Source organism: Aphanizomenon flos-aquae FACHB-1287 (assembly GCF_014698755.1).
In the GTDB taxonomy this organism is placed as follows: Bacteria; Cyanobacteriota; Cyanobacteriia; order Cyanobacteriales; family Nostocaceae; genus Dolichospermum; species Dolichospermum flosaquae.
The window spans coordinates 1-2,072 of the sequence record NZ_JACJTO010000082.1; the positions used below are offsets into that span (position 1 = coordinate 1).

Sequence of the window (2,072 nt, forward strand, 5' to 3'; positions counted from 1 at the left end):
TTTGTCTTATATCAGTCGAATATGCTGCTGCCATATATATCTCAATTATTTTCTTTTTTTTCCATCTTTAAAGTTTACCATCTTTGTACCGCTTTTGATCTCAAACTGCTGTAAGAATTTACTGACAATATTGCCAAGAAATTAACAATTCAGAACGATGAATTTTACAATCCCTGAAGAATATAACTTCCTATCTCGCTTTTACCGACTGGCATTTACAAATATTCTCTCTAGTATTGTTGTGCCATTGTCGGGTTTAATAGACCTAGCCTACTTGGGACATTTACCTGATATCCGTTACCTAGCAGGAGTTTCTTTAGCCACAATTCTTTTTAGCTACTTATATCGAGTTTTGAATTTTTTACGTTCTTCTAGCAACGGTATGACAGCACAAGCTGTAGGATCTGATAATCCAGAAGCGATATTATTAGTATTACTCCGAAATGGTCTAATTGCTTTGGGAATAGGTACACTTATCCTCATTCTTCAGTACCCTTTACAAACAGTAGGGTTTACCTTTTTAGTGGGTGCAACAGAGGTAAAAGATGCCGGTCTTAACTATTTTCAAGCTCGTATTTGGGGCGCACCTGCGGTTTTACTTAACTTTGTTCTAGTTGGTTGGTTTTTTGGCCGAGAACTTAATATTTTTGTGGTGCTGATATCTGTAATAGAAAGTCTAACTAATGTGGTGCTGGACTACTTATTTATTATTCGCTGGGGTTGGGCTAGTACAGGGGCTGGTTTAACTACAGCTATTAGCCAGTATGTGGCATTATTAATAGGTTTAATTATAGTTTGCTTCCACATTGATTGGTCAATTCTATCAGGTGTAATCCCAAAAGTTTTGGATTGGTCAGCTATTAAAGCTACCTTTAAGCTAAATGGAGATATGTTAGTGAGGAGTTTGGCCGTGGTCTCTACCTTTGCCATTTTTACTGAACTTAGTTCGGCAATGGGAACAGAGATATTAGCAGAAAATAGTGTTCTTTTTCAAGCGGCAGCTTTTAATATGTTTGTTGTTCAAGGAGTAGGATTTGCCACCCAAAGCCTCACGGGAAACTTTAAGGGACAAGGTACATTACAGCAGCTACAACCATTACTAATTGTTAGTCTACTTACTAGCTTATTACTTTCAATTCCCATTGCTATCTTATATATTCTCTTTCCAGAAACTATATTTGGACTATTAACTAACCACACTGAAGTAACTGAAAACATTTCTAACTACGTTAAATGGTTGTTACCATTTCAGGGGTTTTTTGCAGTTAATGTGATTCTGGAAGGATTCTTTGGAGGTTTAACCGAAGGAAGAACGTTACGTAATTCTGCCCTCATTTCCTTTGTAGGAGGTTTCATGCCTATAGCTATAGCTAGTTGGTATTTTCACAGTAACCATCTTTTATGGTTAGCGATGACATTATTTTCAATAACGGCTATTGTGGTATTTTCATTTAAACTATTAGATACATTTACAAGTGAAATAAAAATTCCTACCGTTTCTTCTACAACTACTGAAATTTAGGATAAATTTGCTGTTACTTGAAAAACCTTTATGGGAGGGTAGTTATTAACTCGATTTACATAATATAACACTGATTTATTAATCGGAATTAAGTCGTAGAATATTCAATACTTTTATCGAGATTCTGTTAACTAAGAAGAATTTGTACTAGCAACTATATAGTTTGTAATTAGAAGTATTTAATTTCCATGTTGATGATCAAAAATGAAATTACTATTCGTCCCATGAAAAATCATATCCATGATTATCAATTAATGGAAAAATGGCGTAGTGATGAAAAAGTATTACAATTTTATGGTGGTAGAGATGATTCTTATGACTTAGAAAAAGTTATCGAAACCTATCAACCTAGAATCTTGGGAAAAGAAGCAATGATTCCCTGTATTTTCTTGTATCAAAATCTGGAAATTGGCTATTTACAATATTATGATTTAAATCAGAAATGTTGAATGTCGTTACAAAACTTTACATATTTAAGTATACTAGTATTATCAAGGGTAAAAATGTCAACATTTCATAATATCTTCCATCCAATGAACATAACTGATTT

The 2,072-nt window shown here is 33.8% G+C and carries 2 protein-coding genes; both read left to right on the forward strand.

Annotation, left to right across the window (positions count from 1 at the left end):
• Window positions 1-157: 157 nt before the first annotated feature.
• Window positions 158-1,522: a guanitoxin biosynthesis MATE family efflux transporter GntT gene (gene gntT / locus H6G44_RS19900; protein ID WP_190388281.1), complete on the forward strand. Its 1,365-nt coding sequence runs from the start codon at window positions 158-160 to the stop codon at window positions 1,520-1,522.
• 188 nt (window positions 1,523-1,710) lie between these two features.
• On the forward strand, window positions 1,711-1,971 hold the full coding sequence (locus tag H6G44_RS19905) for a hypothetical protein (protein WP_242031817.1): 261 nt from the start codon (window positions 1,711-1,713) through the stop codon (window positions 1,969-1,971).
• The last annotated feature ends 101 nt before the right edge of the window (window positions 1,972-2,072 follow it).

Coding starts and splice junctions, on each gene's coding strand:
- gntT (WP_190388281.1), top strand. CDS start 158: ATGAATTTTACAATCCCTGAAGAATATAACTTCCTATCTCGCTTTTAC.
- H6G44_RS19905 (WP_242031817.1), top strand. CDS start 1,711: ATGTTGATGATCAAAAATGAAATTACTATTCGTCCCATGAAAAATCAT.